At 75.0% G+C, this 26,418-nt stretch carries 23 protein-coding genes and 1 pseudogene; 13 read left to right on the forward strand and 11 right to left on the reverse strand.

Annotated elements, in window-relative coordinates; genetic code table 11:
- Nucleotides 1-78: 78 nt before the first annotated feature.
- The 5 genes from MN205_RS06610 to MN205_RS06630 all read right to left on the reverse strand — a co-directional run bounded on the left by MN205_RS06610 (nt 79) and on the right by MN205_RS06630 (nt 6,163).
- Nucleotides 79-804, reverse strand: coding sequence for an endo alpha-1,4 polygalactosaminidase (locus MN205_RS06610; RefSeq protein WP_242125583.1), 726 nt, complete (start codon nt 802-804; stop codon nt 79-81).
- A 167-nt stretch (nt 805-971) separates the two neighbouring features.
- Complete coding sequence (locus MN205_RS06615) at nt 972-2,099, reverse strand: magnesium and cobalt transport protein CorA (protein ID WP_242125518.1); 1,128 nt, start codon at nt 2,097-2,099, stop codon at nt 972-974.
- 114 nt (nt 2,100-2,213) lie between these two features.
- The gene (gene panD / locus MN205_RS06620; protein WP_242125521.1) at nt 2,214-2,621 is read right to left on the reverse strand and encodes an aspartate 1-decarboxylase; all 408 of its coding nucleotides are present in this window, start codon (nt 2,619-2,621) and stop codon (nt 2,214-2,216) included.
- A gap of 91 nt (nt 2,622-2,712) precedes the next feature.
- On the reverse strand, nt 2,713-3,672 hold the full coding sequence (locus MN205_RS06625; RefSeq protein ID WP_242125523.1) for a threonine/serine dehydratase: 960 nt from the start codon (nt 3,670-3,672) through the stop codon (nt 2,713-2,715).
- Between the two features lie 37 nt (nt 3,673-3,709).
- Nucleotides 3,710-6,163 (reverse strand): phosphoketolase, encoded by a 2,454-nt coding sequence (locus MN205_RS06630; protein ID WP_242125525.1) that lies wholly within the window; start codon nt 6,161-6,163, stop codon nt 3,710-3,712.
- Between the two features lie 208 nt (nt 6,164-6,371).
- Here MN205_RS06630 and MN205_RS06635 point away from each other — a divergent pair, with 208 nt between their 5' ends.
- On the forward strand, nt 6,372-7,538 hold the full coding sequence (locus MN205_RS06635; RefSeq protein WP_242125527.1) for a metallophosphoesterase family protein: 1,167 nt from the start codon (nt 6,372-6,374) through the stop codon (nt 7,536-7,538).
- A gap of 49 nt (nt 7,539-7,587) precedes the next feature.
- On the opposite strand, the gene MN205_RS06640 is transcribed toward MN205_RS06635, so the two are convergent.
- Nucleotides 7,588-8,064 carry an ATP-binding protein gene (locus MN205_RS06640; protein WP_242125528.1) on the reverse strand — a complete coding sequence of 159 codons (477 nt, stop codon included), beginning with the start codon at nt 8,062-8,064 and terminating at the stop codon, nt 7,588-7,590.
- A 115-nt stretch (nt 8,065-8,179) separates the two neighbouring features.
- Nucleotides 8,180-9,100, reverse strand: a complete 921-nt coding sequence (locus MN205_RS06645; protein ID WP_242125530.1) for a zinc-dependent alcohol dehydrogenase — start codon at nt 9,098-9,100, stop codon at nt 8,180-8,182.
- 143 nt (nt 9,101-9,243) lie between these two features.
- On the opposite strand from MN205_RS06645, the gene MN205_RS21665 reads away from it, so the two are divergent.
- The 10 genes and pseudogenes from MN205_RS21665 to MN205_RS06695 all read left to right on the forward strand — a co-directional run bounded on the left by MN205_RS21665 (nt 9,244) and on the right by MN205_RS06695 (nt 18,587).
- Nucleotides 9,244-9,510 carry a hypothetical protein gene (locus MN205_RS21665; RefSeq protein WP_242125532.1) on the forward strand — a complete coding sequence of 89 codons (267 nt, stop codon included), beginning with the start codon at nt 9,244-9,246 and terminating at the stop codon, nt 9,508-9,510.
- Nucleotides 9,507-9,797, forward strand: a complete 291-nt coding sequence (locus tag MN205_RS21670) for a pyridoxamine 5'-phosphate oxidase family protein (protein WP_242125534.1) — start codon at nt 9,507-9,509, stop codon at nt 9,795-9,797. The genes MN205_RS21665 and MN205_RS21670 overlap by 4 nt, the downstream gene beginning before the upstream one ends.
- Nucleotides 9,798-9,878: 81 nt before the next feature.
- Nucleotides 9,879-11,006 (forward strand): hypothetical protein, encoded by a 1,128-nt coding sequence (locus MN205_RS06660; protein ID WP_242125536.1) that lies wholly within the window; start codon nt 9,879-9,881, stop codon nt 11,004-11,006.
- Nucleotides 11,007-11,094: 88 nt separating this feature from the next.
- Entirely contained in the window at nt 11,095-13,404 is a 2,310-nt protein-coding gene (locus tag MN205_RS06665) for an EAL domain-containing protein (RefSeq protein WP_242125537.1), read from the forward strand.
- 180 nt (nt 13,405-13,584) lie between these two features.
- Nucleotides 13,585-14,772 (forward strand): L-2-hydroxyglutarate oxidase, encoded by a 1,188-nt coding sequence (gene lhgO / locus MN205_RS06670; protein WP_242125539.1) that lies wholly within the window; start codon nt 13,585-13,587, stop codon nt 14,770-14,772.
- A gap of 171 nt (nt 14,773-14,943) precedes the next feature.
- Nucleotides 14,944-15,495 (forward strand): annotated as a pseudogene (locus tag MN205_RS22305) (M14 family zinc carboxypeptidase); the annotation flags it as partial.
- Nucleotides 15,496-15,670: 175 nt separating this feature from the next.
- Nucleotides 15,671-16,186 carry a hypothetical protein gene (locus MN205_RS21680; RefSeq protein WP_242125543.1) on the forward strand — a complete coding sequence of 172 codons (516 nt, stop codon included), beginning with the start codon at nt 15,671-15,673 and terminating at the stop codon, nt 16,184-16,186.
- Between the two features lie 59 nt (nt 16,187-16,245).
- Nucleotides 16,246-16,722: a DUF1992 domain-containing protein gene (locus MN205_RS21685; RefSeq protein ID WP_242125544.1), complete on the forward strand. Its 477-nt coding sequence runs from the start codon at nt 16,246-16,248 to the stop codon at nt 16,720-16,722.
- Nucleotides 16,723-16,779: 57 nt separating this feature from the next.
- Entirely contained in the window at nt 16,780-17,706 is a 927-nt protein-coding gene (locus MN205_RS06690; RefSeq protein ID WP_242125546.1) for an alpha/beta fold hydrolase, read from the forward strand.
- On the forward strand, nt 17,703-18,587 hold the full coding sequence (locus tag MN205_RS06695; protein ID WP_242125548.1) for an LLM class flavin-dependent oxidoreductase: 885 nt from the start codon (nt 17,703-17,705) through the stop codon (nt 18,585-18,587). Before MN205_RS06690 ends, MN205_RS06695 begins: the two co-directional genes overlap by 4 nt.
- A gap of 4 nt (nt 18,588-18,591) precedes the next feature.
- Here the strand turns inward: MN205_RS06695 and MN205_RS06700 are convergent, their stop codons facing one another.
- Nucleotides 18,592-19,722, reverse strand: a complete 1,131-nt coding sequence (locus MN205_RS06700; protein ID WP_242125550.1) for an ROK family protein — start codon at nt 19,720-19,722, stop codon at nt 18,592-18,594.
- 43 nt (nt 19,723-19,765) lie between these two features.
- Here MN205_RS06700 and MN205_RS06705 point away from each other — a divergent pair, with 43 nt between their 5' ends.
- Nucleotides 19,766-21,007 carry an MFS transporter gene (locus tag MN205_RS06705; protein WP_242125551.1) on the forward strand — a complete coding sequence of 414 codons (1,242 nt, stop codon included), beginning with the start codon at nt 19,766-19,768 and terminating at the stop codon, nt 21,005-21,007.
- An 80-nt stretch (nt 21,008-21,087) separates the two neighbouring features.
- Here the strand turns inward: MN205_RS06705 and MN205_RS06710 are convergent, their stop codons facing one another.
- The 3 genes from MN205_RS06710 to MN205_RS06720 are packed head-to-tail and all read right to left on the reverse strand — an operon-like array spanning nt 21,088 to nt 24,359.
- Nucleotides 21,088-22,005 (reverse strand): carbohydrate ABC transporter permease, encoded by a 918-nt coding sequence (locus tag MN205_RS06710; RefSeq protein WP_242125552.1) that lies wholly within the window; start codon nt 22,003-22,005, stop codon nt 21,088-21,090.
- A 1-nt stretch (nt 22,006) separates the two neighbouring features.
- Nucleotides 22,007-22,948 carry a carbohydrate ABC transporter permease gene (locus tag MN205_RS06715; protein ID WP_242125553.1) on the reverse strand — a complete coding sequence of 314 codons (942 nt, stop codon included), beginning with the start codon at nt 22,946-22,948 and terminating at the stop codon, nt 22,007-22,009.
- A 43-nt stretch (nt 22,949-22,991) separates the two neighbouring features.
- A complete protein-coding gene (locus MN205_RS06720) occupies nt 22,992-24,359 on the reverse strand; it encodes an extracellular solute-binding protein (RefSeq protein WP_242125555.1) in 1,368 nt (455 codons plus the stop codon).
- Nucleotides 24,360-24,520: 161 nt separating this feature from the next.
- Between MN205_RS06720 and MN205_RS06725 the strand changes: the two genes are divergently transcribed.
- The gene (locus tag MN205_RS06725; protein ID WP_242125557.1) at nt 24,521-26,416 is read left to right on the forward strand and encodes a glycoside hydrolase family 2 protein; all 1,896 of its coding nucleotides are present in this window, start codon (nt 24,521-24,523) and stop codon (nt 26,414-26,416) included.
- Nucleotides 26,417-26,418 lie beyond the last annotated feature (2 nt).

A 26,418-nucleotide genomic window follows, 5' to 3' on the forward strand; every position in this document is an offset into this window, starting at 1 on the left:
GCACCAGCACGACGACGGCCCGCCCGGTCCCACCGGGCGGGCCGTCGTCGTGCTCCGTCCCGCTGCCGGAACCTGCGCTCAGGCGTGCTCGCACACGTGCCGGTACGCGGTGAGGTCCCTGTCCTTGAGCACGGAGGAGAAGCCGGGGCGGTGCGCCACCTCGCAGAAGCCCGCCGGGGTGAGGCCGTACTCCACGTGCAGGACCGCCTTGCCGGCGTCCACGAACGGCTGCAGCAGGTCGCACTCGTCGTAGCGCGCGCACGACTCGTTGACGGCGAAGTCGAAGTCGCCGACGAGGTCCGCCACCTGGCCGAGGTCGTTCTTCAGCGCCACGCCCATGCCCCGCTCGTGGGCGGCGGCGGCCAGCCACCGGTTGAAGCGCAACTGGTCCTCGGCGGTCAGGTCGAACCCGCTGTCGTTCGCCCACGCGTCGACGTTGTCGGGTTCGACGGCGTCGAAATCCGCGTCCCGGCAGGCGTCCAGCCGGTCCAGCAGCACCGGTCCGATCACGTCGATGCGGCGCACGTCGAGCCAGCGCTCGTCGGGCCAGTCGCCGAGGGCCTTCCCGACCACCTCGGCCGGGAAGCGGTGCGCGTCGTCGCGGTACTCCTCCACGGTGCCGGCGCTGAGGTAGCAGATCACGCGGCGGCCGTCGGCGTGCAGGCGGTCCACGACCTCCTGCGGGACCTGGTGGTCGACGTCGTAGACGGGGACGTCGACGGTGAGGTCCAGGTCGCCGGAGAGCTGCCACTGCCAGGGCGTGCCCGGTTCGGGACGCCACCAGCCGGACGGGTCCTGGTCCATCGTCACGTGCTCCTCCGCGGTCGGGACGGGGCTCGCCGGTGCGGCGGTCGCGGACGCGCCGGACGGCGGCGTGGCCGGCGCGCCACCGCAGGCCCCGGTGAGAGCGATCAGCAGGGCGGAACCGGCAGCCGCTCCGGTGCGCACGAGGACACCGCCGCCCGCTGCCCTCACAACCAGCCCCGCCGCTTGAACAGGTGGTACAGCAGGAAGCACGTGCCGAACATCAGCGTCACCGCCAGCGGGTACCCGAACGTCCAGTCCAGCTCCGGCATGTGCTCGAAGTTCATGCCGTAGATGCCCGCCACGACCGTGGGGGCGAACAGGATCGCCGCCCACGAGGAGATCTTCTTGACCTCCTCGCTCTGCGCGTAGCTCGCCTCCGTCAGCGACCGCATCTCCTCGTTCTGCCGCTGCGCCACCAGCGTGGAGTTCACCGTCAGGATGTCGCGCAGCTGGTTGCGGAAGTTCTCGATGCGCTCGGCGGCGACGGTGACGTGGTCGGCGACGTCACGCAGGTAGCGCTGCAGCTCCTCGTCGACCCGGTACTTCTCGAAGCCGTCGGTCAGGCCCTGCAGCACCGCGGTCAGGGGGAGGACGGCCCGCTGGAAGTTCGTCACCTCGCGGGACAGCTCGTAGATGCGCCGCGACACGGCCGGGTCGCCGTCGAAGACCTGCACCTCGATCTCGTCGATGTCGTTCTCCAGGCCCCGCAGCACGGGCGCGTAGCCGTCGACGACGGCGTCGAGGATGGCGTACAGGACGGCCTCGGTGCCCAGGGCGAGCATCTCCGGGTCCTGCTCCATGCGCCGGCGCACCTGCGCCAGGTCGGGGGACTCGGCGTGCCGGACGGTGACGACGAAGTCGGGGCCGATGAACAGGTGCAGCTCGCCGAACTCGACCTCCTCGGCGGCGTCGTCGTAGCGGGCCGCGCGCAGCACCACGAACAGGGTGTTGCCGTAGCGCTCCAGCTTCGGGCGCTGGTGCGCCACGATGGCGTCCTCCACGGCCAGCTCGTGCAGGTCGAACTCGCGCGCCAGCGACCCCAGCTCCGTGCCGGAGGGGCGGTACAGGCCGATCCAGGCGATGCGCGCGTCGTCCTCGTGCAGGCACCGGTACGTGTCGCCGAGGGTCGCGGGGGAGGCGACCCGCTCGCCGCGCTCGTACACCCCCGAGTCCACCAGGCTGCTGCGGCCCAGCGGCGCGGTGGGGATCGCACCGTCACCGGCGAGGTTGCGGGTGGAGGGCACCGCCCCCCGGCGCCCCAGGGACGACAGGGGGTTCCGACGCCTGGCCATGGCAGCACCTCCGGGTTCGTCGGGACGCGGGCACCCCATCATCCCCCCGCCGGGGCGGTGCGCCGGCCCACCCCGCCCGAGACCGCCCACCCGGCCCACCGCCCGGCCGGGGGCCTAGCGCGAGGGAACCTGGTCCTCGGCGCCCGGCACCGGCTCGGCCGGGTCGGCGCCCAGCGCCACGATCCGGTTCGCCCCGTCCACGTGCACCACGTTCGGCCGGTGCGCGGCGCGCTCCGCCTCGTCGAGCTGCACGTACGAGATGATGATCACCAGGTCGCCGGGGCGCACCAGGTGCGCAGCCGCCCCGTTGATGCGCACGTCCCCACCGCCGGCCTCGCCGACGATGACGTACGTCTCCAGGCGCGCGCCGTTGGTGACGTCGACGACCTGGACCCGCTCGCCCTCCACGAGGTCCGCGGCCCGGCACAGGTCGGCGTCGAGGGTGATCGAGCCGACGTAGTGCAGATCGGCCTCCGTGACCGTCGCCCGGTGGATCTTGCCGTGCATGACCGTGCGCCGCACAACCGCTCCCGTGATCGCCTCCCCGGGTGGGCAGCACCCGGTGCGGCCATTATCCCCGCCCCGCGGGGGTGCCGTCGTGCCCGCCCCGGCCTCAGCGGGGCTGCGACAGGTCGTGCGGGTCCGCGTTGCCCCCGCACACCACCACGCCCACCCGCTCGCCGTCGGCGGGCACGTGAGCACCGTCCAGCAGCGCCGCCAGGGCCACCGCACCACCGGGCTCGGCGGTCACGCGCAGCTCCTGCCACAGCCACCGCCGGGCCGCGCGCACCGCCTCGTCGCTCACCAGCACGGCACGCACCCCGGCCGCCACCGCGCTCGCGAAGCCGTGCTCGCCGGTGCGACGCGCCCCCAGCGAGTCCGCGGCGAGCCCGCCGACCTCCACGTCCACCGGACGGCCCGCGGCCAGAGCGGCGTGCAGCGTCGGCGCCCCCCGCGTCTCCACGCTCACCACCCGGGTGGCGGTGCCGTACCAGGCGGCGATGCCGCCGATCAGCCCGCCGCCGCCGGTGGCGACGAGCACGGTGTCCAGGTCCGGGGCCTGCTCGGACAGCTCCAGGGCCACCGTGCCCTGCCCGGCCACCACCGCCGGGTCGTCGTAGGCGTGCACCGCCAGCGCGCCCGGGGCGCTCGCCCGCTCCGCGCTCGCGGCGGCGGCCTCCGCGTAGGAGGCGCCCACCAGGGTCACCCGCGCGCCGCGGGCACGGATGCCCTCGACCTTCACGGCGGGGGCGGAGGCGGGCACGAACACCTCGGCGTCGATGCCCAGCGCCCGGGCGGCGTGCGCGACGGCGAGGCCGTGGTTGCCGCCGGAGGCCGCCACCACCAGGGCGGGACGCTCCGGGGCGGTGAGGATCCGGTGGAACGCCCCGCGCGGTTTGAAGGAACCCGTGTGCTGCAGCAGCTCCAGCTTCACGGTGACGGGCACCTCGCGCCCGCCCACCGGCAGCGCCACGTCGATCACCGGGGTGCGCCGCACACGGCCGGCGGTGCGCTCGGCGGCGACCACGACGTCCTCGCGGGTGGGTGCGACGGGGGGAGCGGGGTGCGGCACGGCGGTGACGCTACCCCGCCCCTCGCGGCGGGCCCGGTCAGCCCAGCGTCGTGGAGTCCCCCAGGGACCAGTCGCGCACCTCGGGCACGTCCTCCAGGTGCTCCACGACGTACTCCTGGTGCCGGGCCAGCTGGGCCCGGCAGTACTCCATCAGCTCGCCGGCGCCCGGGGGCAGGCGGCGGGCGTTGTTCAGGGCGTCCATCACCAGGTGGTACCGCGACGCCCGGTTGCGCACCGTCATGTCGAACGGGGTGGTGGTGGTCCCCTCCTCCATGAAGCCGCGCACGTGGAAGCGGTCGGCGTCGGGGCGGCCGTGGACGACCTGGTGGATCGCTCCGGGGAACCCGTGGAAGGCGAACACGACGTCCACGGTGTCGGTGAACAGCTCCCGGAACCGCACCTCGCTCATGCCGTGCGGGTGGTCCTTCGGCCGTTGCAGCGACATGAGGTCCACGACGTTGACGACGCGGAAGCGCAGCTGCGGCAGCCGGTCGCGCAGGATCTGCGCGGCCGCGACCGTCTCCATCGTCACCACGTCCCCGGCGCAGCCGAGGACGACGTCCGGGTCGGCCCGGCCGTCGTCGTTGCCCGCCCACTCCCACACCGAGGCACCGCGCGCGCAGTGCTCGACGGCCTCGTCGATCGACAGGTACTGGAGCTGCGGCTGCTTGTCGATGACGATCAGGTTCACGTAGTTCCGCGAGCGGAAGCAGTGGTCCGCGACCGACAGCAGGCAGTTCGCGTCCGGCGGCAGGTACACCCGGGAGACCTCCGGGCGCTGGGTGATCGCCACCTGCAGCAGGCCCGGTCCCTGGTGGGAGAAGCCGTTGTGGTCGTTGCGCCACGCCGTGGACGTCAGCAGGACGTTCAGGCTGGGGACGTCGGCGCGCCACGGCAGGGCACCGGCCTCCTCCAGCCACTTGGCGTGCTGGACGGTCTGCGAGGCGCTGACCATCGCGAACGCCTCGTAGGTGGCGAACATCCCGTGCCGGCCGGTGAGGGTGTACCCCTCCAGCCAGCCGTGGCAGTTGTGCTCGCTGAGCACCTCCATGACGCGCCCGGACCGGCTCAGCGACACGTCCTCGGGGTACGTGCGCTCGGCGAAGGCGCGGTCGGAGACCTCGAACACCGCGCCCAGGCGGTTGGAGTTCGTCTCGTCGGGGGAGAACAGGCGGAACGTGCGGGGGTTGCGGGCGTAGACGTCGCGCAGCATCTCGCCCAGGCGCCGGGTGGACTCCGCGCGGCCCGCGGCCGGGCGGTCCACCTGCACGGCGTAGTCGCGGAAGTCCGGCAGGTCCAGGTCCTGCGTGAGCAGGCCCCCGTTGGCGTGCGGGGTGGCGCTCATCCGCAGGTCCCCGTCGGGGTTCGCCGACCGCACCAGCTCCACGGGCGCCCCGGAGGCGTCGAACAGGTCGTCGGGGCCGTAGGAGCGCATCCACCCGGCCAGCAGCCGCAGGTGGTCGGCGTTGTCACGCACCCCGGACAGCGGCACCTGGTGCGAGCGGAACGTGCCCTGCACCTGGACGCCGTCCACCTGGTCCGGCCCCGTCCACCCCTTCGGGGTGCGCAGCACGATGAGCGGCCAGCGCGGGCGCGGAGCGTCGGCGGGGGGCTCGCCGGTGCGGGCCGCGGTCTGGATCTCGCGGATGCGTCCCCAGGCGCGCGCCAGGGTGCCGGCGAACCGCTCGTGCATGCCGGGCAGGTCGTCGCCGCCGACCTCGAGGACCTCGTAGCCGTGGCCCTCCAGCAGCGAGCGGACCTCGGCGGGGTCCTTGCGGGCCAGCACGGTCGGGCCGGAGATCTTCGCGCCGTTCAGGTGCAGCACGGGCAGGACCGCGCCGTCGCGGGCGGGGTCGAGGAAGGAGATGCCCTTCCAGGAGCCCTCCAGCGGGCCGGTCTCGGCCTCGCCGTCGCCGACGACGGCCAGCGCCAGCAGGTCCGGGTTGTCCATGACGGCGCCGAAGGCGTGCACCAGCACGTAGCCCAGCTCCCCGCCCTCGTGGATGGAACCGGGCGTGGTGACGGACACGTGGCTGGGGATGCCGCCGGGGGCGGAGAACTGCCGGAACAGCCGCCTCATCCCCTCGGTGTCCATCGTGACGTGCGGGAACTTCTCGGTGTAGGTGCCCTCCAAATAGGCGGCCGCCACCAGCGCCGGGCCGCCGTGGCCGGGGCCGGTGAGGAACAGCGAGGACTGCCCGGTGCGGCGGATCAGCCGCGACAGGTGCGCGTAGACGAAGGACAGCCCGGGGCTGGTGCCCCAGTGCCCCAGCAGACGGGGCTTGACGTGCTCGGGGCTCAGGTCCTCGCGCAGCAGCGGGTTGGCGCCCAGGTAGATCTGCCCGACGGTCAGGTAGTTGCAGGCGCGCCACCACGCGTCGAGCGCGGCGACCTCGTCGGGGCTGATCGCGGCGAGCGCTTCGGCGGTCTCGGGCGAGGTGCCCGGCGCTGGGGTGCCGGTCGTGCCGGCGGGCACGCTGGTGGTGGACATGGACGTCCCTCCTCCTCGGTCGACGCGCCCACCCTCTCGCGCTCCGGCCCTCACGGCCAGGGCCCTTCGGCCCTGCGCCCGCGCAGCGCGCCCGTGCACCGGGAGGATCTGGTCCCCGGCCGGTCGCCCGCCGGAGGGTTGCAGGTCACCCGGGCGCAACCCCTCCCCGCCAGCGTGGCCGCGACCACCCCGTCCCCCGGAGGAACCCGTGAGCGAGAGCACGTCCCACCCCCTCGGCCGTCGGCACCTGCTGGGCCTCGGCGCCGCGACCGCCGCCGGAGGTGCCCTGGCCGCCCAGGTCGCCGCCGCGGCCCCGGCTGGCGCGTCCGCACGGCGCGACCTGTGCTTCGCCGACGACGGGACCTTCCGCGTCGTCCAGTTCAACGACACCCAGGACAACCACCGCACGGACGTGCGCACGATCCAGTTGATGGAACGCGTCCTCGACCGGGAGCAGCCGGGGTTCGCGCTCGTCAACGGCGACGTCGTCAACGGCGACATGAGCACCGCCGAGCAGGTCCGGCAGGCGTACAACCACGTGGTGCTGCCCATGGAGGAGCGGGGGATCCCGTGGGCGGTGACGTTCGGCAACCACGACGAGGACTCCGTGGCCGCCACGGGGATGACCGAGCGCAGGATCCGCGAGTTCCTGTCCGGGTACCGCCACTACGTGGGCACCACGGCGCGCGGCGTCACCGGCGACTCCAACCAGGTCCTCACCCTGCGCGCCGCGCGCGGTCGCGGCCCGGCGTTCGCCCTGTGGCTGCTGGACTCCGGGCGGTACTCCCCGGAGACGATCGCCGGCCAGGAGGTCGAGGAGTACACGTACGAGACGATCCACGCCGACCAGGTCGCCTGGTACCGCGAGCAGTCGCAGGCCCTGGAGCGGAAGGCCGGCGCCCCCGTCCCCGCGCTGATGTTCTTCCACATCCCCCTGTGGGAGCACCGGTTCATGTGGTTCGGCTCCCCGACCGAGTGGACGGACGAGGCGCACGCCGCGGCCGTGGTCAAGCACGGCATCGTGGGCGAGCGCAACGAGCGCGAGTACACCGCCCAGTTCAACCCCGGCCTCTTCCACGCCGCCCTCGAGCGCGGCGACGTGAAGGGCGTCTTCTGCGGCCACGACCACATCAACACCTACGTCGGGAACTACTTCGGCATCCAGCTCGGCTACGGCCCCGGCACCGGGTTCGGCACCTACGGCCTGGGTGGGGACGACGAGCACCGGCTGCGCGGTGCGCGCGTGTTCGACCTGGACCTGGACCACCCCGGCGTGCTGAAGAGCACCCGGACGGTGTTCGCCGCGGACCTCGGCATCGACCTGACGCCCGAGCCGCAGCCGCTGGAGACCCCGAAGCCGCTCGGGCACCGCTGAACGACCGGGTCCCCGCCGGCGTCGCCCCGCGGGGACCCGGCGGCGCGGGTCAGGATCCGGGCAGGTCGAGGGTGAACCACACCGTCTTGCCGCCGGCCACCTGCTCGACGCCCCACGCGCTGGAGAGCAGGTCCACCAGGGCCACGCCCCGCCCCCCGGTGGCCTCCGGGCCGACCGTGCGACGCACCGGAGGGGTCTTCTCGGCGTCGCCGACGGCCACGCGCACGCCGGTGGCGGTGCGCTCCAGGTCCACCCGCACGGGCGCCCTGCCGTGCAGGACGGCGTTGGCCGTCAGCTCCGCGGTCAGCAGCTCCACGACGGTCAGCGCGCCCGGGGGCACCTGCGCGGCCGCGCACCGCTGCACCACCCAGTGGCGCGCCAGCGGCACCGAGGACAGGTGGTGCTCCACCTCCAGGTGCCATCGGTTGGCGGTGCGTTCGGGGTCCGTGCCCGTGCGGTCCTCGTCGCGCTCGCGAAGGCTCTCGCGCGGACGCCGCTGGGCGCTCTGGTACGTGCCGTCGTCCATGGTGCCGCGCGCGTCTCCCCGCTCCCCGTCGCGGTCTCCGACGTGCTCGGACCCCGCCGTGCTCCCGCACAGCTTCCCACCCGCCGCCCGCGGGCGCCCAGCGGGTGGGAGCGGGTCAGGGCTCGAAGACCACCCGGGCGGGCACCCGCCCGGCCAGGACGTCGGCGAAGGACTCGTCGACGCTCTCCAGCGGCCGGGACTCCACCACCACCCGCGTGCGGCCCGCGGCGTGCAGCGCGAACACGTCCGCCAGGTCGTTGCGGGTGCCGACGATGGAGCCGATGACCGACTTGCCCTGCAGGACGGTGTCGAAGATCGGCAGGGTGATGGTCCCGTCGGCCGGCAGCGCCACGCACACCAGCCGCCCACCGGGGCGCAGCGCCCGGTACGCCTGGTCGAAGGAGGCCGGGGAGGCCGCCAGGGCGATGCTCACGTCCGCGCCGCCCAGGGCGTGCACCGCCTCGGCCGGGTCGGTCTCGCGGGCGTTCACCAGGTGGTCGGCGCCGAGCTCCTTCGCCAGCTGCAGCTTGTCCTCCTGCACGTCCACCGCCACCCGGGCGACCTTGACCGCCTTGTAGGTGGTGACGCCCGCGCAGGTCAGCGGCGCCGCCTCCAGGGGCGGGACGCCCTCCGGGACGGGGTTGGCGAACGCCGCCGGCAGCACGGCGTACTCGGCGAACGCGCCGTCGACGGAGTACCCGGAGTTCCGCTGCTCCGGGCACAGCGTCTCCCACCCGCCCACGCAGCAGCGGCAGGTCCCGCACGCCGAGCCCAGCCAGGCGATCGCGACCCGATCGCCGACGCGGCGGGAGGTGACCTCGGCGCCGACGGCCTCGACGACCCCCACGCCCTCGTGGCCGGGCACGAACGGCGGGGCCGGCTCCACCGGCCAGTCGCCGTGCGCGGCGTGGATGTCCGTGTGGCACAGCCCGCTGGCCTCGACGCGCACCAGGACGTCCTGCGGTCCCGGCACGGGCACGGGCACCTCCCGCACCTGCAGCGGGGCGGTGAACTCGGTGACGACGGCTGCTCTCACGGTGTCCCCCGGACTCGGGGGCCGGGGCGTCCTGCCGCCCCGGGAACACCACCAGTCTCCTGCGCGGCCGGTCGTGCCGACAGGACCGCAGGTCCCCGCCACCGGGGACCTGCGAGGGGCCCGCGGCGGGACCTCCGTCCCTGGTGGGTCGTGCACCGGTCGCGGACCGTGGTGGGACGAGTCACCTCACCGCACTCCCGCCGGCCGAGTGCCGGGCGCTCCTCGGGGAGCGGGGCACCGGCCGGGCCGTCTGCACCGAGCACGCCCTGCCCGCCGTCGCGACGCTGAACCACGCCCTGGAGCTGTCCCGGCCGACCGGCCGCCGCCTCGGCCCGCCACCGGGCGGGGAGCTCGTCCTGGACCTGAAGGGCGACCTGACGGGGGGCCGCGCGGCGGAGGTGGCCCGGTGAGCGCCCCGGTCGGTCCCGGCGCCGCGGGCGTGCCCGCCCCGGGCGTGGAGCTCCTCGACGAGCCCGCCTGCTGGGAGCTGCTGCGCGGCGCCCCCCTCGGCCGCTTCGTCGTCGTCGACGCCGACGGGCGTCCGGACGTCTTCGCCGTCAACCACGCCGTCGACCACGGCAGCGTCCTGTTCCGCACCGCCGACGGCAGCAAGCCGGCCGCCGCTTCCCCGTCACCGGCTCCGGCTGGTGGGCGGCGCGCCCCCGGCGCGGCGGGCGGTGACGAACCGGCGCGCTGAGCGCCCGCTCCACGACGCGTCCCCCGGCGGCCACCCTCGGTAGGGTGCTCAGGGACCACTCCCGATGCCGAGGTGCCCGCCGTGCCGAAGAAGAAGAAGCCCGCCCGCCGCACCGCCGGTCCCCGGACCGCCCCCGGCCTCTCGCCGCTGCGGGCCGGTGGGCGCGCGCTCGGAGACCTGCAGGTGGAGTACCGCACCTTCCTGGAGACCGAGGAGGACGAGGCCGTCCTCGCCCCCGGTGACCTCGAGGCGCGCCTGATGGAGTCGCTGGGCTGGCTGCTGGTGGACACCGGCGAGCCCGTCGAGCGCAGCTCCGCCACGTACTTCGGCGCCGCCGAGCTGCGCGGGCTGTTCACCGAGCTCGTGCCCGCCGTCGCCGAGCACAACGGCCTGGACGCGCAGGAGCTCGTCGACGAGGTGCGCGTCGCGTGGACGACGTACCTGATGTTCCTGGGCGAGTCCGGTGCCTGGCGGGGCGCGCCGGAGGAGCTCGCCGACTGCCTGGACGTCGCCTCCGGCGGCATCGCCGGCACCGCCTCGGACCAGCACAGCGTCCTGGACGCGCTGGAGGCGGCGGCCCTGGCCGTGCCCGCCGAGGAGGAGCTGCGCGACCTGCGGACCGTGCCCGTGGTCACGGGGGCGCTCGAGGCGCTGGACGCGCTGCGCGCCGGTGTCCCGGTCGGTGAGGAACCGGTCGTGGACGGGCCCGTCGTCGACGCCCTGCGCGCCGGGGTCGGTGAGGCCATCGACCCGGTGGCGCTGTGGCTGGACTGGACCGCCTCCGGCGTCGTGGAGGTCGTGGACGGCCGCACCCACGTGCCCGGCCCCGTCGACGCCCTGCACGACGTCGACAACCGCCGCGACGTGGCCGCGAGCGTCCTGGCCACCGCGGTGACGAACGTGCTGGCGGCCTCCTCGACACCGGCCGCGGTGGTCGGCGGGCTCAGCGTCGTCACGGCGTCCGTGCTGGACCCCATGACGACCCCGCAGCTGCGGGCGGTGATGGAGTCCACCGGCGACGGCGACGAGCTGCCCGCGGCGCTGGAGACGGTGCGGGCCCTGGGTGAGCTGGGGGTGCTCTCGGCGGTGGAGCCGTGGACGGCGCGCCCCGGCGTGGCCGGTGCCGTGCACGACGTGGTGTCGGTGTTCTTCGCCGAGGACCGTGACGAGGACGAGGACGAGGGTGTGGGCGTCGGCGTGCACGCCTGAACCGGGCGCGCCGGCCGGTCCCGGTGGGCGCGGGCTCAAGGTGCGCGCCCACCGTGCCGACCACCGGCGGGTGACGCAGGAGGTGAGCGTGGGGATCCGCGAGCTGCTGGGCGGCCACGGCGTGCGCAGCGTGTTCCAGCCGATCGTGGAGCTGGACAGCGGGGACATCGTCGCCTACGAGGCGCTGGCCCGCGGCCCGGTCGGGCCGCTGGAGCGCCCCGACCGCCTCTTCGCCGCCGCGCGCGCCGAGGGTCTGCTCGCCGAGCTCGACGAGGCGTGCCGCGCGGCGGCGTTCCGCGGGGCGCTCGCCTCCGGGCTGCTGGCCCCGCTGACGCTGTTCGTCAACGTCGAACCCGAGGTCCTCGACAGCGCCCCCCTGGACGACCTGCTGGCCCTGGCCGCGGGAGCACCCGGCGAGCTGCGCGTCGTCGTCGAGATCACCGAGCGGGCCATCGCCGCCCGGCCCGCGGAGCTGCTGCGCACCGTCGCCCGCGTGCGCGAGCTCGGCTGGGGCGTCGCCCTGGACGACGTGGGCGCCGACGCGATGTCGCTGGCGTTCATGCCGCTGCTGCGGCCGGACGTGGTGAAGCTGGACCTGCGGCTGGTGCAGGAGCGCCCCGGCGCCGCCGTCGCCGAGATCATGCACGCCGTCAACGCGTACGCCCAGGAGAGCGGGGCGACCGTGCTGGCCGAGGGCATCGAGGACGAGCGGCACCTGGCGATGGCCCGCGCCCTGGGTGCCCACCTGGGGCAGGGGTGGCTGTTCGGCCGCCCCGGTCCCGCGCCCGTGCCCGGCCTGCCCGCCGGCGAGCTGCGCCTCCCCGCCGCGCCGGCCGTGGGCCGCTTCGCCGAGTCGTCGCCGTTCGCGCTGCTGCCGCCCGGCACGCCCCTGCGGCGTTCGCCGAAGTCGCTGCTCATCGAGCTGTCCAAGCAGCTGGAGCGGGAGGCGCTGCGCATCGGGTCCACGTGCGTGGTCGCCGCCACCTTCCAGGAGGCGCGGCACTTCACCCCCGCCACCACGGGCCGTTACCGCGACCTGGTGGAGCGCACCGGGTTCGTGTGCGCGCTGGGGGAGGGGCTGCCCGCCGAGCCGCTGCCGGGCCTGCGCGGTGCGGCGCTCGACCCGCGCGACCCGGTGCGCGGGGAGTGGGACGTGGTGGTCCTCGGCCCGCACTTCGCCGTGGCGCTGCTGGCGCGCGACCTCGGCGACAGCGGCCCGGACGCCCGGCGCACGTTCGAGTACGCCCTGACCTACGACCGCGCCACCGTCGTGGCCGCCGCGCACTCGCTGCTGTCCCGGGTGGCGCCCCGCACCGCCGCCGCCCCCGTCGGTGCCGCACCCGCCGGGGTGGTCGCGACCGCCGTGGCGGCCGGTGCGACGACGGCCGCCGGGGCCACGGCCGCTGCCGCTGCGGCGCGGGCGGCCGCGGCGGCCACCGCGGTCGCCGGGCCGGGTGCGGACGCCTCCGTCGCCGAGCGCGTCCTGCAGCGCGTGCTGGGCACCACCTCGCACGGCGTGACGATCGCCGACGTCACCCGGCCGGACCAGCCGCTGGTGTACGTCAACACCGCGTTCGAGGTGCTGTCCGGGCTGCGCTCGGAGCAGGTGCTGGGCCGCAACTGCCGCTTCCTGCAGGGGCCGGGCACCGACCCGGCGGTGCTGGCGGCCCTGCGGGCCGCGGTGGAGGACGGGCGGGAGTGGAGCGGGGTGCTGCTGAACCACCGCGGCCCCGGGCGCACCCCCTGGTGGAACGAGATCCAGCTCGCCCCCGTGCGCGACGCCGACGGGCGCGTGGTGCGCTACGTCGGCCTGCAGAACGACGTCACCGAGCGGGTGGAGGCCCAGCGGGCCCTGGAGGTGGAGCGCGACCGCACCCGCGCCCACCTGCGGCGCATCGAGGACCTGGCCCGCACCGACGCCCTGACGGGCCTGCCGAACCGCCGCCTCCTGGCCGACCGGGTCGCCGGTGCCCTGGCCGCGGGGGACGAGGTGGCCCTGCTGCTCTGCGACCTCGACGGCTTCAAGGCGATCAACGACCGCTTCGGCCACGGCGCGGGCGACGACCTGCTGGTGGCGGTGGCCGGCCGGCTGCGCGACGCCCTGCCGCCGGGCGGCCTCGCGGCGCGCCTGGGCGGCGACGAGTTCATCGTGGCGCTGACCGCACCGCCCGGGCGGCCGGCGCCCGCCACCGCGCAGGAGGTCGCGGCCCGGCTGGCGCGGTCGGTGGCCGACCCGATCGCCCTGGGAGGGGTCGAGGTCTCGATCCGCGTCAGCGTCGGGGTCGCCACCGCCGCCGCGGGGGACGGGGTCGAGGACCTGCTGCACCGCGCCGACGAGGCGATGCACGAGCGCAAGCGGGCACGGCGCGGCGCGGGCTTCCCCGCGCCGGTGGTCTGACCACCACCGGCGACTGCGCGTGATCGCCTGACTGCGCAGGGGGGCGACGTGCCCGAGGTGGAGCAGCGATCCGCCGAGGTGGTCCCGGGGCGCCCCGCCGATGCGCGACACTCCTGCGGGGGTCCCGCGCGCCCGGCGCCGCGGGAGCACAGCACCGCACCAGCAGGGGGAGGAACACGCATGGGTAGCCACGTCGTCGTCGCAGGTGGGGGCATCGTCGGCCTGTCCACGGCCTGGGCGCTCAGCCAGCGCGGCCACCGGGTGACCGTCCTGGAGAAGGAGAGCCGGGTCGCCGAGCACCAGACCGGCAACAACTCCGGCGTCATCCACTCGGGCCTGTACTACGCGCCCGGCAGCCTGAAGGCCACGCTCGGCACCGCCGGCGCGAAGTCGATGCGCGAGTTCGCCGAGGACCACGGCGTCGCCGTCGACATCTGCGGCAAGCTCGTCGTGGCCACCACCACGCAGCAGGTCCCGGCGCTGCGCCGCCTGCTGGAGCGCGGCCTGGCCAACGGCGTGCCTGTGCGGATGATCTCCCCCGAGGAGGCCCGCGAGTTCGAGCCGCACGTCAGCTGCGTCGCCGCGCTGCGCGTGGAGAGCACCGGCATCGTCGACTACCGCGGCGTGTGCGACACCCTCGCGCAGCTCGTGGAGAAGGACGGCGGTGAGATCCGCACCGGCTCCGAGATCGTCGGGGTCACCTCCACGTTCCGCTCGGTGACCGTGCAGACCACCACCGGCGAGGTCACCGGCGACGTGTTCGTCAACTGCGGCGGCCTGCAGTCCGACCGCATCGCCCGGCTGGCCGGCCTGGAGCCGGAGGTGCGCATCGTGCCGTTCCGCGGGGAGTACTTCGAGCTCACCCCGCAGCAGTCGCACCTGGTCAAGGGCCTCATCTACCCGGTGCCCGACGCCACGCTGCCGTTCCTCGGCGTGCACCTGACCAAGATGATCGGCGGCGGCGTGCACGCCGGCCCCAACGCGGTGCTCGCCCTCAAGCGCGAGGGCTACACCTGGCGCGACGTCTCCGCCGGCGACCTGCTCGACACGTTCCGCTGGCCCGGCACGTGGAAGCTGGGGCAGAAGTACTGGCGGACCGGCATCGACGAGGTGCTGCGCTCCGCATCGCGCAAGCGCTTCCTGGCCAGCCTGCGCGAGCTCGTGCCGGCGCTGGCCGACGACGCCCTCGTGCCCACCCACGCCGGGGTGCGCGCGCAGGCCCTGCACCGCAGCGGCGCGCTGGTGGACGACTTCTACTTCGAGCGCGGCATCCGCCAGGTGCACGTCCTGAACGCCCCCTCGCCCGCGGCGACCGCCTCGCTGGAGATCGGTCGGCGCATCGCCGACGAGATCGACACCGAGGTCTGACGGGCTCAGCAGCACCCCGCGAGCGCCCGGTCGCCCCGTCCACGGGGGGCCGGGCGCTCGTGCGTCTGGAACGCGGTCGCCGGGGACGGGTGGGCCGTGGACGCCGCCCGACAGGTGCGCTCCGTGCGCTGCTGATCGCTCCAGGTCGTTGACAGGGGGTGTCGCGCGGCCATGGACAACGCACAGCGGATCTTCGGGAAACGGTTCCCGAGGTCACCCCCGCCGCACGCGTCCCCGCCCCCTCGGCGCGTCGTCGCCGCCTGCTCCTGGAGCCCCGTGCGCACCTCCGCACCCCGTGAGCGCCGCACCGCCCGCTGGCTCACCGGCCTGTCCGTCCTCCCGCTGATCGCGACCGTGGCGCTCGCCGGTGGCCTGCCCGCCACCGCCGCGCCGCTCGACCCGCTGGCGCCGCCGCCGTGCACCACCGAGGTGCGCCAGCTCCCGATCAACGAGTTCACCAGCCACGCCGAGCTCGGCAACGAGAAGGTCGGCCCCGATGCCGTCCTGCGCGTCCTGGACCGGCTCGCCACCTCCGACGACCCGTCGACCCAGCGGTTGCTGTCCTCGGTCACCGTCGTCGCGGTGCCCAAGCTCAACGTCGACGGCGCCGAGCTGGACCGCCGCGGCAACGACCGCACCTGGGCCGAGGTGGTCGCGCAGTTCCCGCAACTGGCCCCCAGCCAGCCCGCCTGGAACTACATCCAGCGCCTCCAGCAGGGCGACGACTACATCACCCGGCCCGGTTTCGACCTCAACCGCGACTTCCACGCCGATCTCGGTCACGTTCCCGACCCCGCCGACCTGCCGGGTACCCCCCCAGGACTTCGGGTGGTTCCTCAACCCCGAGTCGCAGGCGCTGCGCGACCTGTACCTGGACCTGCAGGAGCGCTTCGACGGCGTGGACGGTTTCCTCGACATCCACCACCAGGGTGCCTGCGTCGCCCGCGACGACACGAACGAGCTCATCGACGTCGCCGTCGACTACCCGCCGCTGCCGGACTGGGAGTTCGAGCCCGGCGGCAAGTACGCGGAGTACCAGGACGCGCAGGACTCCTCGCGCCAGCTGGCCCTCTCGGCGTTCAACGGCATCGAGCAGGCCGGTTTCCTGCCCGTGCGGTACTCCCACGCACCCGAGCGCGACCTGCCCGGCCAGGCCCGTTCGGCGTTCGCGCTCAACGGGACCCGCACCGTGCTGTTCGAGATCCGCGGCCAGAGCCAGACCCTCGGGCAGGCCGGCCGCGAGCGGTTCACCCGTGCCACCGTCGCGGGCATCGAGCGGATGCTCACCGACCTGGCGACCGGGGCCGTGGACCGCCTGGACCCGCGCGCCTACGAGACGCTGCCCGACAGCGTCCAGCTCACCCCGGACGGGCAGGTCGTCCCGGACGTGCAGAGCGACGCCGAGGTCGACTGATCCCTCGACCTGACGGTCCCGGGCTGCCGCCCGGCCGGACCCGTCGTACCCTCGCCGGGGTGACGGGCCGGAAGCCGGGCGGCAGCTCCTTCGAGAGCTGGGTCGAGCGGCAGGTGCGCGAGGCCGCCGAGCGCGGCGAGTTCGACGGCCTGCGCGGGGCCGGGCAGCCGCTGCGCCACCTCGACCGGCCGTTCTCCGCGGAGGAGTGGGCCGCCGAGAAGGCCCGCCGGGAGGGTTTCGACGTCTCGGCGATGCTGCCCCCGGCGCTCGCGCTGCGCCGCGAGCGGGAGGAGCTGCTGCGCGACGCCGGGCGACTGCGCTCGGCCGCCGACGTCGACGCGGTCGTGGCCGGCTTCAACGACCGGGTGCGCGAGCTGTACCGGCGCCCCGCCGACGGGCCTCTCGTCGTGGTCGCGCTGCTCGACGCCGCCGAGGTGCGCGAGCGGTGGGAACGGGCTCGCCCCGCTCCGGCCCCCGCCCGGGAACCGCCCGCCGCGGTGGTGCGGCGCCGCCGGTGGTGGCGCCGCGCGCGGTGAGCGCACCGGTGCCGAAAGCCGTAGCGGCGCTCCGGGAGCGCCGCTACGGTCCCCGGCGTGCACGCCGACTTCGACCCCGGTGTCCCGACGACCGGCCGCGTGCGACTGCGCGACGGGCGCGTCCTCGCCCACGCCGAGCACGGCGACCCGGGCGGCCGTCCCGTCCTGCTGGTGCCCGGTGCTGCGTCCGGTGGCCTCGTCACCCCCGGCGAGGGGCCGCTGCGCCACCTCGGCGTCCGGCTGGTCACCGTGGAGCGCCCCGGTCTGGGCGCCTCCGACCCGTGCCCCGGGGCGACGTTCACGAGCGTGGCCGAGGACCTGCGCGAACTCGTCGCCTCCCTCGGGACCGGACCCGTGCCGTGCCTGGCGCACTCCCAGGGCGCCCCCTTCGGGCTGGCTGCCGCCGCGGCGGGGGTGGTCAGCCGCCTGGTGCTCGTCTCCCCGGCCGACGAGGTCGCCCGTCCGGAGTTCCGCGCGGCTCTGCCGCCGGGCTTCGCCGCCCTCGTCGACCTCGCCGCCCGGGACCCCGAGAGGGCGTACGACGCCTTCGCCGGGTCCACCGCGGCCTCGATGTTCGAGCTGGTCCTCGGCCGCGTCGCCCCCGCCGACGCCGCCACCTACGGCCGGGGGGACTTCCGCACCTGGTTCCGACGGGTCCTCGACGACGGTTTCCGGCAGGGACCGGACGCCTACGCGCGCGACACGGTGCTGGCCGTGCGCGAGTGGGGCCTGCCGCTGGAGGCGATCGCCGTCCCCGTCGAGGTGTGGCACGGCGACCTGGACGGCACCCACTCGCCCGACCTCGGCGCCACCCTGGCTGCGCGGGTCCCCGGCGCCCGGCACCGCGTCGTCGCCGGCGCCGGCGGGTCCCTGCTCTGGTCGCACGCCGAGGACGTGTTGCGGGCGGCGCTGGGCCCAGCGGTCGCCCCCGCCGCCGCAGCCGGGGAGACTGGGGACGCACCCGACCTCGCGGAGGCACCGTGACCCCGGCCCTGTCCGCCGTCGTCCTCAACGACCACGCACCCGCGCGGTTCACCGCCGCCGTGCGCGAGGTCGAGGCCGCAGGCCTGCGCACCGCCTTCACCTACGACCACCTGTCCTGGCGCGACATGCGCGAGGGCCCGTGGTTCAACGCCGTGCCGCTGCTGGCCGCAGCGGGCGCGGCGACGAGCACCGTGCGGCTGGGCACCCTCGTCGCGTCCCCGAACTTCCGGCACCCGGTGACGTTCGCCTCCGAGGTGATGACGCTGGACCACGTGTGCGGCGGGCGGTTCGAGCTGGGGGTGGGTGCGGGCACGTCGGCGCACGACGCCGCCGTCCTCGGCGCCGGGGCGCTCACGCCCGGGCAGCGCCAGCGCCGCTTCGAGGAGTGGACGGCCCTGCTGGTCCGGCTGCTCTCGCAGCGGGTCACCGACGAGCGCGGCGAGTTCTTCACCGCTCACGACGCGCGCGCCGTCCCCGGGCCGGTGCAGCCGGGCGGGGTGCCCGTGACGATCGCCGCCGCCGGGCCCCGGGGGATGGCCTTCGCCGCCCGTGCCGGGGACGCCTGGGTCACCTACGGCGACCCGTCGGCGGCCGGCGCCGAGGCGGTCACCACCGGGTACGTCGAGGCGGCCGGGCGGTTCGAGCGCACCCGCCGCGAGGTCGCCCCCGGCCGATCGCCGCGGCGCCTGGCCCTGGTGGGCCGCGACGAGACGGCCGTGTTCGCCCGCTACGGGGAGTTCGCGGAGCGGCTGGCGGCGGCGGAGTTCGACGAGGTCGTCGTGCACTGGCCCCGCCCCGACGGCCGCGGCGTGCCCGCCGGTGCGCTCGCGGACGTCCTGCGCACCCACGGCCTCGACGTGCCCCCCACCGCGATGAGCTGACCGGTCACAGGCGTTCCCACAGCTGCGACCAGACCAGTTCGGCGGCGCCGGTCAGCGGGCCGTCGTCGCCGAGGGCCGCCGGCACCAGGGCGGGCGGGGCGCTGCGGCGCGAGCGCATCAGGCCGTCCTCGCAGGCGCCGCGCACCTCGTCGGGCACGACCGCCAGGAGCCGGGCGGCCAGGCCGCCGAGGGTGACGAGGTCGGCGTCCAGCGCGTTGACGAGGCCGCCGGCACCGCGCCCCAGCGAGGTGCCGACCGCGCGGGTGGCGCGCAGGGCGTCCTCGTCGCCCGCGGCGGCGCGCTCCAGCGCCCGCCGCGCGTAGGACACGGGGTCGCCGGGCGGGGCCTCGCCGAGGGCGCGGGCGAACGCGGTGCCGTCCAGGGTGGTGCCCCAGCAGCCGTGGGCGCCGCACGGGCAGCGCACGGCGGGGTCGCCGAAGGGCACGTGGCCGAACTCCCCGGCCAGGCCGTGGGCGCCCTCCAGCGGGTGGCCGCCGGTGGTGACGGCACCCCCCAGACCGGCGTCCACGTGCAGGTGCAGGTGCACCGCCGCGCCGGCGGCGGCCCCGCGGCGCGCCTCCCCGACGGCGGCGAGGGTGGCGTCGTTGCCGGCCAGGAAGACCTCCCCCTCGGCGGCCAGGGCGGCGCGCAGGTCCAGGCCGCGCCAGCCGAGGATGGGCGCGTCGAGGAGGTGCCCGTCGTGCACGAGGCCGGGCACGGCCACGCCCAGCCCCCGCACCCGCCCCGGCGCCCCGCGCCGCAGCCGGCTCGCGGCGGCGCGCACGGCCCGCAGCACGGCGGTGCCGTCGCCGCCGTCGTGGGTGCCGCGCTCGGTGGCGACCGGTGCGCCGCCGAGCGCGACGGCGCCCACGGCCCAGTCCTCGTGGCTGACGACGGCACCGAGGACGAGCGGTCCCGCCCGGTGGGGGACGAGGTGGCGGGTGGGGCGCCCGCGACCACCGCCGGGGGCGGCGGGGCGCTCGTCGATCAGGTGAGCGGACGTCAGGCGGGCCACGAGGTCCGCGGTCGTCCCGGTGCCCGTGCCCAGGGTCCGGGCGGCCTCGGCCCGGGTGAGGTCCGGTCGCTCGTGGGCCAGGCGCAGCAGCTCCTCGCCCCGGGCCGTCAGCGTGCCCACGGGTACCGCCCCCTTTTGCTCGCTCTCAGAGTATTTTGGTGCGGTGCGCACCGGCGACCAGGCTTCCACGACCACCACCGGTGCCGGCGCGCCCCACCGGCTCCCCGTGGGCACGCTGGCCCTGCTGTCCGCGGCGGTCGCCGCCGCCGTCAGCACCGAGGTGATGCCCGTCGGGCTCCTGCCCCAGCTCGCCGACGCGTTCGCCGTGCCCGAGGACCGCATCGGGTGGTGGATGTCCGCGTACGCCCTCGTCGTCGCGCTCGGCGCCGTCCCCGTGACCGCCCTGGTCGCGCACCGCTCACCGCGCGGGGTCCTCGTCGCGCTGCTGCTGGTGTACGCCGCGGCCAACGGCCTCGTCGTCGTCGCCGGCACCACCGGCGGCTACCCGCTCGCGCTCACTGCGCGCCTGCTCGGCGGGCTCGCCCACGCCGGGCTGTTCTCCGTCGCGGTCGCCACCGCGGTCGCCGTCTCCCCGCCCGGGCGCTCCGGGCGCGCCGTCGCGCTCGTCAACACCGGCATCACCCTGGCCCTGGCCCTCGGCGTGCCCCTGGGCAGCGCCGCCGGGACGGCCTGGGGCTGGCGCTGGACCTTCGCCGCGACCACGGGTGCGCTCCTGCTGCTCGCCGCGGCCGCCGCCGTCCTGGTGCCCGCCCGCGCGCCCGGGACCGGCCCCGGCCTGCCCGGCCCGCGCACCGGCGAGCACCCGCGACGCGGCGGGAGCGGCGTGCTGGCGGCGCTGCGCGGGCGTCGCCTGCTCCTCGTCGCCCTCACCACGGCGGTGCTGACCCTGGGGCACTACAGCGCCTACACCTACGTCACGCCGCTGCTGCTGCGCGCCGGCGTCGGCGAGGGGTCGGTGAGCCTGGCGCTGCTCGGCTACGGGCTGGCCAGCTTCGCCGGTCTGCTCCTGGCCGGTGCCACCGCCGACCGCCACCCGCTGGCCGCCCTGCGCGCCGTGGTCGCCGTGGTCGCCGCGTGCCTGTTCGCGCTCGCGCTCGGCTCCGGCCACGCCGCCGCGACGGTCGCGGCCGTGGTGGTCTGGGGCGCCGCGTTCGGGGCGCTGCCCTCGCTGCTGCAGACCGCCGCGCTGCGCGCCACCGACGTGCCCGGGGCGGCGCCGGCCGTCGTGAACTCGATGTTCAACGTCGGCATCGCCGCCGGCGCCTGGGTGGGCGGGCGCGTCCTGCTCGGCGGCGGCCCCGTCCCGCTCGCCCTGACCGGGGCGGCGCTGGCCGTCACCGCCCTCGTCGTCGCGTCGCGCCTCGGCTCCGCGCCGGCCCGCTGACGGGAGCGGGCCGGGGACGGCGGGAGGCCCCCGGCCGGGTGGGCCGGGGGCCTCCCGCAGAGGCGTCCGAGGTGGCCGGGTCAGCCCTTCAGGCCGGTGCCGGCGACACCCTCGACGATGCGGCGCTGGAAGAGCAGGAACAGGATCACCAGCGGCAGGGCGCCGAGGATGGACGACGCCTGGATGTCGGAGTAGCGCTGGCCGAACGAGCCCTGCACCGTCGCCAGGCCGACCGGGATGGTCATCAGCTCCGGGTTGGAGACCACGAACAGCGGCAGCAGCAGGTTGTTCCAGACGTTGACGAACGCCAGGATCGCCATCGCGGAGACGACCGGCTTGGACAGCGGCATGATGATGGAGCGGTAGATGCGCCAGAAGCCCGCGCCGTCGATGCGGGCGGACTCCTCCAGCTCCTTGGGCAGGCCGTCGAAGAACTGCTTGAAGACGAACACCGCGATGACGTACGGGATCTGCGGGAGGATCACCGCCCAGTAGGTGTTGAGCAGCGAGACCGCGTCGAGCATCTGGAAGATCGGCACCACCAGCACCTGGCTCGGGATCATGATGCCGGCCAGCATGAGCACGAAGACCAGTCCTCGCCCGCGGAACTGCAGCCTGGACAGGGCGTAGCCGCTCATCGACGCGAACACGACGGTCAGCGCGGTGGTGACCGCGGCGGTGAAGAAGCTGGCCAGGTACCAGTCCCAGATGGCGCCGCCGCGCAGGATGTTGGCGTAGGGCTCCAGGGTCAGACCGCCGTGGCGGAGGATCTCCTCGGCGCCGACCGCGGACACGCTGTTCGGGGTCAGCGACGTCTTGATCGCCCACAGGCTGGGGATCAGCCAAAGGACCGCGAAGACGCCCAGGACGACGCCGCAGACGACGTTGAAGGCGCGGCTGCTGTTCTTCGACGAGTCCGTGACCCGCCGCGGCGGCGGAGCCGCGGCCGAGATCCCGGGGGTGCGGCGCGGGGTGCTGCTCGTTCCGGTGGTCGCCATGTCAGGCCCTCCTCTCCTGCGCGCGGTCGATGAGCTGCCGCAGCACTGCGATGATCACGATGACGATGAACAGCAGCACCGAGGCGGCCGAGGCGGCCCCCACCCGGAAGTCGGTGAACGCCGACGTGGTGATCAGGCCCAGGGCGACCTCCGTCGCGATGCCGGGGCCGCCGCCGGTCATGAGGTAGACCTGGTCGAAGATCTTCAGGCTGGCGATGATCTGCAGCAGGACGACCAGGGTCGTCGTGCGGCTGAGCATGGGGATGGTGATCCACCGGATCTGCTGCCACGGCGTGGCGCCGTCCAGGGCGGCCGCCTCGTACAGCTCCCGCGGGATGTCCTGCAGGCCGGCGAGGTAGAGGATGAAGTTGAAGCCGATCGTCCACCACACGGTGGTGACGGCGATGCCGACCATGGCGATGCTCGGCGTGCCCAGCACGGGCGAGGGGGCCTCCACGCCGAACCACCCCTGCACCACCGCCAGCAGGCCGCTGGCCGGGGTGTAGATGAAGTTCCAGATCAGCGCGATGGCGGCGGACGGCAGGATGAACGGGACGAAGAAGGCCAGGCGGAAGAGCGCCTGCCCCCTGCGCACCCGGTTGGCGAGGATGGCGAACAGGAAGGCCAGCACGACCAGCGGCGGCGTCGTGTAGATCGTGAACTGCAGGGTGTGCCACATCGCCGACCAGAACTCCGGCCGGGTCAGCATCTCCTGGTAGTTCCCGAAGCCGGCGAAGGAGCCGAACCCCTCCTGGACGATGCTGGTGTTGAAGAAGCTGGCGACGACCATGTAGATGGTCGGCCAGATGAGGAACAGCACGTAGAACAGGGCGAAGGGGGCGATGAACAGCCAGGCGGGCTTGGTGTCGCCCGCGCGCATCCGGTCCTTCCTCAGCGGCTGGGAGGCGGCCACTCCAGGTTGCGTGATGGTCGGTGCACTCACGAGCGGCTCTCCTGTCGGCGCGAGCGGGTCTGCGGCGCGGGGCTCATGACAGCGGGTCCGCCGTCCTGGCGTAGGTGCCCAGCTGCGAGCGCATGCTGGCGATGGCCTCCTCCGGGCTGGCGATGCCCTGCATGACCAGGCCGATCTGGGCTCCGACGATGTTCTCGAAGTTCGACCCCGAGCCGGAGTACCACGCCGGGGCGTCGTAGACGGCGTAGTCGGCGGCTTCCGCGTAGTCGGACTGCGGTTCCATCGCGGCGTACTCGGGGCTGCGCAGCGCGGGCAGGTAGGCCGGGACGTGCCCGCCCTCCGCCCAGGCGAGGCTCTGGTCGAGCATGGACTTCACGAAGCCCATCGCCCGCTCGAGCTGGTCCGGGCTGCGTTCCATCGTGGGCAGGACGAACGCGTGGGAGTCGGCCTGGCAGGCCGGCTGGTCGAACAGGGTGGGGACGGGGACCATCCCGAACTCCAGCCCCTCGACGCTCTGCGCGGTGGTGATCTCCCACTCGCCCTGCAGGTAGAACGCCGACTGCCCGGTGAACATGAGCGTCTGCGAACCGGCGTAGTCCGTCGCCTGCGGCATCAGGCCGCTGCCGGTCAGGCCCTGCAGGTACGCCAGCGTGTCCGCGACGAGCGCCTCGTCGAAGGTGAGCTCCGTCCCGCCGTCGGAGAGGAAGGGGGTGCTGCCGTTGCGCTGGGAGTACAGCGTCTGGAAGAAGCGCCAGGGCGTCGCCGTCTCGCTGACCGTCGCGACGCTCGCACCGTAGGCCCCGGTGACCTCCTTCGCCGCCGCCAGGGCGGCCTCCCACTGCTCGGTGCCCTGGATGGGCACCAGTTCGTCGTCCGCGTCGAGCAGGCCGGCGTCGCGGCAGACCGTCTTGTTGTAGAAGAGGACGAACGGGTGGGTGTCCAGCGGGATCGCGTAGGCCTTGCCGTCCAGGACGGTGGACTCCCACACCTTGGGCGTGAAGTCGGTCGACGACAGCCCCACCGAGGCCAGCACGTCCTCGGTGATCTCGGTGAGCAGCCCGGCGCGCGCGAGGTTCGTCGCCCGCGTCGCGTGGGCCACGGCCACGTCCGGGGGCTTGTCGCCCAGCGTGGCCAGGGAGACCTTCGTGTAGTACGGGTTGCCCCAGGCGAACGTCGCCGCCTGCAGCGCGTCCGACCCGCCCTGCTCCTGCTCGTACTGGTCAAGCATGAGCTGCAGCCGGGCGCCGTCGCCGCCGCCGAAGAGGTTCCAGAAGGTCACGGTGCCGGGCGCGAGCTGGGTGCCTGCGACACCCGCCGCGAAGGGCGTTCCGCACCCGGAGGCCGTCGCGGCCAGACCGAGACCACCGGCGGCGAGGCCACCGTTCAGGAGGGAGCGCCGGGTCAGCGTCCGGCGCCGTGGTGCAGGTGGAGAACTGGTCACGCCGTCCATCCCTCGACCGGGCGGGGACTCCGATGTCCCCGCTGGTGCTCTCGGACGCTAGCACCCACCTCCAACGTTGTCAGGGGTCTGCGCGGGTGTTGCCCGCACCGCCGCGGCAGCGGCATGCTGCCGGTGATCCAGCCCTCGACGAGGAGGCTCCCGTGCCCCAGGCCACCGGCCGCTCCGGCCACCCGAACCACGTCCCCCGGCCGGAGCACCCCCGCCCCTCGGTGCGCCGCCCGGACTGGCTCTGCCTGAACGGCCGGTGGGAGTTCGAGGTGGACGCCGGTGACTCCGGCCTGGAGCGCGGTCTGCTGGAACGCCCGCTCACCGGGGAGATCACCGTGCCCTTCGCCCCGGAGTCGGAGCTGTCCGGTGTCGGGACCACCGACTTCATGTCCGCCGTCTGGTACCGGCGGGAGGTGGAACTGCCCGAGGAGTGGTCGGGCCGGCGCACGCTGCTGCACTTCGGTGCCGTCGACCACGACGCCACCGTGTGGGTGGACGGCGAGGAACTGGCCCGTCACCGCGGCGGGTTCACCCCGTTCACGGTCGACCTGGGCCACCGCCGCGGCACGGTGACGGTCGTGGTCCGCGCCCGCGACAGCCGGTGGGGCCCGCAGGCGCGCGGCAAGCAGTCCACCCGGTACGGCAACCACGAGTGCTTCTACACCCGGACCACCGGCATCTGGCAGACGGTCTGGCTGGAGCCGGTCCCCGACGTCTCCCTGGCCCGGCCCAGGATCACCCCGGACGTCGCGGGCTCGGCGCTCCACCTGGAGCAGCCGCTGCGCCGTTCCGGCACCGGCAGCGCCGGGGACCGGACGGGCTGGACGCTGCGCGCCACCGTCTCCGACGCGGACGGCGAGGTGCTCACCGCCTCCGTGCGCGCCGACCTGGACCTGTCCCCGCGCCTGGTGCTGACGCTGCCCGGGGACCGGGTGCGGCTGTGGTCGCCGCAGGACCCGCACCTGTACGACGTGCGCATCGCCCTGCTGGACGCCGCCGGCGCCGAGGTCGACGCGGTGGACACCTACGCGGGTCTGCGCTCGGTCTCCATCGACGGCAAGGCGGTGCTGCTCAACGGCCGGCCGGTCTTCCAGCGCCTGGTGCTGGACCAGGGCTACTGGCCCGACGGGCTGATGACCGCACCCAGCGACGAGGCCCTGGTGCGCGACATCGAGCTGTCCCTGGCCGCCGGCTTCAACGGCGCCCGGCTGCACCAGAAGGTCTTCGAGGAGCGGTTCCTCTTCCACGCCGACCGGCTGGGGTACCTGTGCTGGGGCGAGTTCGGCGACTGGGGCGCCGCCGAGCGCGGCACCGAGCTCGACCGGGAGTTCCAGCGGCCCACCGCGTCCTTCGTCACCCAGTGGCTGGAGGCCCTCGAGCGCGACCGCTCCCACCCCGCGCTCATCGGGTGGTGCGGCTTGAACGAGACCTACCAGCGCCTCACCGACCGGATCACCGTCCTGGACGACGTCACCCGCGGGATGTTCCTGGCGGCGAAGGCGATGGACACCTCCCGCCCCGTCCTGGACGCCTCCGGGTACTCGCACCGCGTCGCCGAGTCCGACGTGTGGGACAGCCACGACTACACCCAGGACCCCGAGGAGTTCGCCCGGGAGGTCGGCGGCCTGGCGCAGGACGCCCCGCACACCAACCGCGGCGAGGACGGGCGGGAGTGGTCGGTGCCCTACGGCGGGCAGCCGTGGTTCTGCAGCGAGTTCGGCGGCATCTGGTGGCGCCCGGACGCCGAGGCGAGCGACCCCTCCGTGGACCGCGGGGCGGAGTCGTCCTGGGGGTACGGGAGGGCCCCGCGCAGCGAGGAGGAGTTCCACGCCCGCTTCGCCGGCCTCACCGGCGTCCTGCTCGACGACCCGCTGATGTTCGGCTACTGCTACACCCAGCTCACCGACGTCTTCCAGGAGCAGAACGGGGTCTACTCCTTCGACCGCTCCACCAAGCTGGACGTCGACCGGGTGCGCGCCGCCCAGCAGCGCCCGGCCGCGATCGAGGAGGCGTGGCGAGCGCAGGCGCAGCGCCGGGGCCCCGCGTAGGG

This window comes from Kineococcus sp. TRM81007, assembly GCF_022669155.1.
Lineage (GTDB): Bacteria > Actinomycetota > Actinomycetes > Actinomycetales > Kineococcaceae > Kineococcus.